The sequence below is a fragment of the Desulfonatronospira sp. genome (genome assembly GCA_003563255.1).
GTDB lineage: Bacteria > Desulfobacterota > Desulfovibrionia > Desulfovibrionales > Desulfonatronovibrionaceae > Desulfonatronospira.
In genome coordinates this window covers 1-5,581 of the sequence record PWSL01000115.1, presented here as the reverse complement: position 1 = coordinate 5,581, position 5,581 = coordinate 1, and the positions used below count along the sequence as shown (strand labels likewise).

General features: G+C 55.3%; 3 protein-coding genes. 2 read left to right on the top strand and 1 reads right to left on the bottom strand.

Annotated features, from left to right (window positions below; all coding sequences use genetic code 11):
* Positions 1-156: 156 nt before the first annotated feature.
* The gene (locus QZP87_RS03300) at positions 157-1,461 is read right to left on the bottom strand and encodes an HDOD domain-containing protein (RefSeq protein WP_291321490.1); all 1,305 of its coding nucleotides are present in this window, start codon (positions 1,459-1,461) and stop codon (positions 157-159) included.
* A 621-nt stretch (positions 1,462-2,082) separates the two neighbouring features.
* On the opposite strand from QZP87_RS03300, the gene QZP87_RS03295 reads away from it, so the two are divergent.
* Together QZP87_RS03295 and QZP87_RS03290 are read left to right on the top strand one after the other, a co-directional pair.
* Entirely contained in the window at positions 2,083-3,162 is a 1,080-nt protein-coding gene (locus QZP87_RS03295) for an HD domain-containing phosphohydrolase (RefSeq protein WP_291321489.1), read from the top strand.
* A gap of 2 nt (positions 3,163-3,164) precedes the next feature.
* The gene (locus tag QZP87_RS03290; protein WP_291321488.1) at positions 3,165-5,519 is read left to right on the top strand and encodes a hybrid sensor histidine kinase/response regulator; all 2,355 of its coding nucleotides are present in this window, start codon (positions 3,165-3,167) and stop codon (positions 5,517-5,519) included.
* Positions 5,520-5,581 lie beyond the last annotated feature (62 nt).

Genomic DNA, 5,581 nt, shown 5'->3' with positions numbered 1-5,581 from the left:
TGTATGGGGGTATCCATGTGTGGGTGTAAAGATATTTTCACTCCCATACTCCCATACGCCCCTACTCCCACACGCCCCTACTCCCATACACCCATACTTCTTAACCCCGGGGGTGGTTGTACGAGATCCCTTCCTTATCATCAATCATCCTTCTCTTCACACCAGATCCAGAAACTGCCTGGCCATGGCCGTAGCCTGGTTCTGGGTTCGGGCGGCGTCCTCCCGGGAAACGCCCAGGTGCTTTAATGTCCGTTCCACTATATCCCACTGCCCTCGTTCCCCGGCCATGGCCAGGTCCAGCCAGGCCTGCATCTCCGGGTTTCTCCCCATAAGCACGTCACGCAGGCGCTCATCCAGGGAAATCTTCTGCACAATCTCCTCCATGGGCTGGGCCAGCAGAGCATCCAGGGAGGAAAAAAGCCCGAGCAGAAACATGGAGTCCGATTCCATGCAGACCGCTTCCCCCCGGTCGCACACCGCCTCCAGAAACCACGCCCTCTGCAGGCTGAAAAACAAAAGCTCCCTGGCCCGGGGCGAGGGGTCCATGTCCGCCAGCAGAAGCACCCGCAGCCAGGCTGCGATCTTTCTGTGGCCTAGCAGGGTGACTGCCTGGGATATGGATTTTATATCGTATGTCAGCCCCATTCCCGGTGAATTTATATAGCGCAGCAGCCGATAGCTAAGGGATACATCCCCCTTGATGATCCCGCTTATGCGCGTAAAATCCAGATCCGGCCGGCCAAGCTCCTGCAGCAGGTTAATCTTGGCAATGCGGCTGGATGAAAGCCTTTTCCCGGATAACAGCTGGGGCCTGCTGAAAAAAAACCCCTGGAAATAGGTAAAGCCAAGTTTCCTGCAACAATCAAACATCTCCAGGTCCTCCACCTTTTCCGCCAACAGCAGGCACTTATGTCTTTGCAGGTCATTTACAATCCGCTCAAGCTCATCCACCTGCATGCCCAGTACATCAACCTTGACCAGGTCAGCCAGTTCCAGCAGGGGCTCATAACCAGGGCTGCCCACATAATCGTCCAGAGCCAGGCTGTAGCCTTCCTCCTTGAGCTGAATGCATATCTCCAGGATTTCCCTGTCCGGCCTGACGGTCTCCAGAATCTCCACCACTGCCGTCTCTGGAGGCAGTGCCCTGGGACTGCCCTCAATGAGCATGGACGCTGGGAAATTTATCAGGACCCGCTGATTATCCCGCAACCATTCCGTGGCCAGGCCGAAACCATCGGCTATCACCCTGGAGGTGGCCAGGTCGCCGTCCTGAAACGCGGCGCTCTTACACCCGGCACCTTCCCGGAACAACAGCTCGTAGCCCCAGATATTCATCTCCCGGTCAAATACCGGCTGCCTGGCCACATAGACATTGTCCGGGCCTGTGCCTTCACCACTGCTGACCTGCCTGCTGTTCTTCATCATCTCCAGTATCACTCCGGTTATCTGGTATGTCCACAACCAGCTCCTGAGAGCTGAGGATATCGCCTGAATGCACCCCGGGCTTGCCAGGTTTTCCAGCGACTTGAAGAATAAAAGTCCCGGGCATGTTGAACAACCGCCCGGCAGCCGTTCACCTGTGCTTTTTTATAGGCTTTGCTCGCTCATGATCTGTAATGAATATATCTTCAAAAGTCCACGATCCCGCAGTGTTTCAGTCAAGTCCCGGGCCTGCCCTTCTTTCTCCAGGTAATGCCCTTGAGCAGACAGCATTTTTTGCAGATCTTAAAAATTGACAATTTTGTCATTTTATTATTTGCAAATACTATATTTCAGATACTTTACATACGTTCAGGCAAACCATATAGCCTATAGAAAACCTTAACCATTGAGGAGACTCCGGATATCGGCCAGGGGTATGCATTCAGGGGATGCCTGAACCAGCCCGGGGACAGTTTCCAGGTCTGGTGCCGGTAATCACCACCGGGGACCCCCTGAATGCTTACGGCCGGGGGACAGTCCCCGCAACCCATGTCCTGCATCAATATAAAAATTCCAACGCGATATTTTGTGCATTTGCACAAGCAATACATAGCGAGGGACAGTACAACCCGGAAAACTTGAACCATACAGGTTTATCAAATGAACAACAACAAAAAGAATATTATGATAATTGACGACACCCCGGCCAACCTCAAACTTCTGCAGGAGATACTCCAGGGCTGGGAATACCAGGTCATGGCCTTCCCCCGGGGGGGAATGGCCCTCAAGGCCGCCGCCCGCAAGCCCCCGGATCTCATCCTTCTGGACATCAGGATGCCCGGCCTGGACGGCTACCAGGTCTGTGCGCGTTTCAAGGAACAGGAAGGACTAAAAGACATACCCGTCATCTTCATCAGCGCTCTCAATGATCCCAGCGACAAGGTCCAGGCCTTTGCCGCCGGCGGGGGGGATTATATAACCAAACCCTTTCACCCCGAAGAGGTCCAGGCCAGGGTGGCCACCCACATCCGGCTGCGGGGCCTGCAGAAACAGGTGGAAGACTACAATCTGCACCTGGAAAACCAGGTGGAAAAAAAGGTCCGGGAAATTTCCGAATCCCAGCTGGCCACCATTCATGCCTTGTCGGAACTGGTGGAACTACGCGACGTGGAAACCGGCGGACACATCACCCGCACAAGCAACCTGTGCAAAGCCCTGGCTCACCAGATAAGCCGGGAATCAGCCTGTGCTTCCCAGGTGAACAGCGACTTTATAGACAATATTTCCCGGGCCGCGCCGCTGCACGATATAGGCAAGTTCGGCATCCCCGACAGCATCCTGCTCAAGCCGGGCAAACTGAGCGATGAAGAATTTGAAAGAATGAAATCCCACTGTGAAATCGGAGGCAGAACACTGCAGAAGGCTCTGCAGCACTACCCCAGAAACACCTTTCTCAGCATGGGTGTAGATATCGCCTGGCACCACCACGAAAAATGGAACGGCAGCGGTTATCCCCTGGGCCTGTCCGGGGAAAGCATACCCTTGAGCGCCAGGATAATGGCCCTGGCTGATGTCTATGATGCCCTGCGATCCAGCCGGCCCTACAAAAAGGCCTTTTCCCACCAGGAGAGCCTGCGCATCATCCAGGAAGGTTCGGGGACAGACTTCGACCCTGAGCTTGTCCAGGCCTTCACGGCCATAGAGGACCAGATCTGCAGCATTCTAACCCAGGAGTCCTGAACATGAAAACCGGGAATGCACCTGCCAGTGAGCCCCGCTGCCCGGAAAAGAGTCATGATGAGCAAAGCCTCATACTGCAGCTTAAAAACCTGCAGCATGTCTACCACCGGCTCTTGATGCACATGCCCGACGGATGCGCCCTGTTGAGCAGGCAGCCTGGTTCAGGTAAAGAAGAGGAGTTCTTTATTCAGGAGGTCAATCCTGCCTTTGAAGACATGGCTGGGATAGCCGGGCAGGAACTTATCGGCAGGTCCACCCTGCAGGCCCTGCCGGAGCTGGCAACTCAGCTGAACCGGGCCTGTATGCAGGCCATGAGAGGCACCCCGCCCGTCGACTTTCAGCACTTTCTCTCCAGCCAGGCCAAATACTTCGAGGTCAGGGTCTTTGCTGTGGGGGAAAATATCTGCATGGGCGTCTTCAGCGAGGTTACCGGTCGCATGCACTTCCAGGAGGCCCTGCGGGAAAGCCGGGAAAAATACCGGACCATTGCTGATTTTACTTATGACTGGGAGTACTGGAGATCCCCGCAGGGGGACTTTCTGTATATTTCTCCCTCGTGCATGCGGGTAACAGGCTACACTCCTGAGGAATTCAAATATGATCCCGATCTTTTCCGGCGCATCATCCACCCTGATGACCTGCCCCTGCTTAACTGCCTCAAGTCCTGTGACCATGAACTGCAGCAGGAATCGCATTCTGAAACCGACTTCAGAATAAGAACCAGGGACGGCAGGGAAGTATGGATAAGCCACAGCTGCACTCCAGTCTTCTCCGAAACCGGTGAATACCTGGGCCGCAGAGGCAGCAACCGGGACATAACCGATCGCAAGGTTGCCGAGAACAGGCTGCAGGAATTCGCCGTAGAGGTGGAAACCCAGAACCTGGAACTGGCCAGGGCCAGGAACAGGGCCCAAGAAGCCAGCAAAGCCAAAACCACCTTCCTGGCCAATATGAGCCACGAGATCCGCACTCCCATGAACGCCATCCTGGGTTTTGCCCAGGTCCTGGAGCAGGACCCGGACCTGACTCCCAGGCAGGCCGGTCATCTCAAGACCATCACCCGCAGCGGCAACCACCTGCTGCGGCTCATAAACGACATCCTGGACATGTCCAAGATAGAGGCCGGACAGGTTCAATCTTCCCCTGAGGACTTCGGACTCGTGGATATGCTTGAGGACATGGGGCTTATGTTCAGCTCCAGGGCCGAGGCCAAGGGTCTGCAGTTCATACTGGAAAGAGATCACCATCTGCCCGGGTACATCCGGGCTGACCAGGGCATGCTCAGGCAGATCGTGATAAACCTCCTGGGCAATGCCGTCAAGTTCACCAGTTCCGGCGGCGTGGCCTGCAGGGTACGCACTGAACCGGCACAGGATACTGGTGAAAAAGATGATTCCCGGCTTCGTCTCACCATTGAAGTCGAGGATTCTGGGCCGGGAATCCAGGAAATTGATCAGCAGAAGCTCTTTGAACCTTTTCAGCAGGCTGAAGAAGGCATCAAAGAAGGAGGCACCGGCCTGGGCCTGGCCATCAGCCGCAGCTTTGCCAGGCTCATGGGCGGGGACATAGAAGTCAGCAGCACTAAGGATCGCGGCAGTCTGTTCAGAGTGCATATCCTGGTGGAGACCTCCACAGGACCGCCAAGGACAGAAAAAAAACCTGAAAGAATCATCCAGGGCCTCCAGCCCGGCACAGGACCGGTGCGCATCCTCATAGTGGACGACAGACTGGACAACCGCAGCCTTCTGCAGGCCATCCTGGAGCCCATGGGCTTCGAGACCCGCCAGGCTGAAAACGGGGCCCACTGCCTGGAAATATTTCAGGACTGGCCGCCACATGCAGTGCTCATGGACATGCGCATGCCCGTCATGGACGGCTACGAAGCAGTAGAGAGGGTCAGGGGGCTTCCCGGCGGCAGGGATTGTTTCATCATGGCTGTCACCGCCAGCGCCTTTGAAGAAGACAGACAGGAGATCCTGGATACAGGAGTCGACGCTTATCTGCGCAAACCCTTCCAGAATGTGGAACTCCTGGAGGAACTGGGCAAAGGACTTGATCTGCAGTATATATATGCGTGCAATGACACCCCGGTGAAAAATGCTGCAGGACCTCATGCTCGCCCGTCTGCCCCCGGCTTGCCAGGGCATATCCTGGAAGATCTAGGTCGTGCCGTTTCCGAGGGAGACATCCTGGTTCTGGAAGAAACCGCCGGGAAACTGCACAGGACAGATCCTGATGCAGCAGATACTCTGCTGAAGATGATCCGGAACTATGACTACCAGGGAATTGAATCCTGGCTTAAGCAAGTGGAGGAACAAAATGAGACACAGTATGCAGAAGACACTGATGATAATTGACGATTATCCTGAAAACCTCAAGGTCCTCCAGGAAATGCTCGAGGTCAGCGGCTACCGGGTGG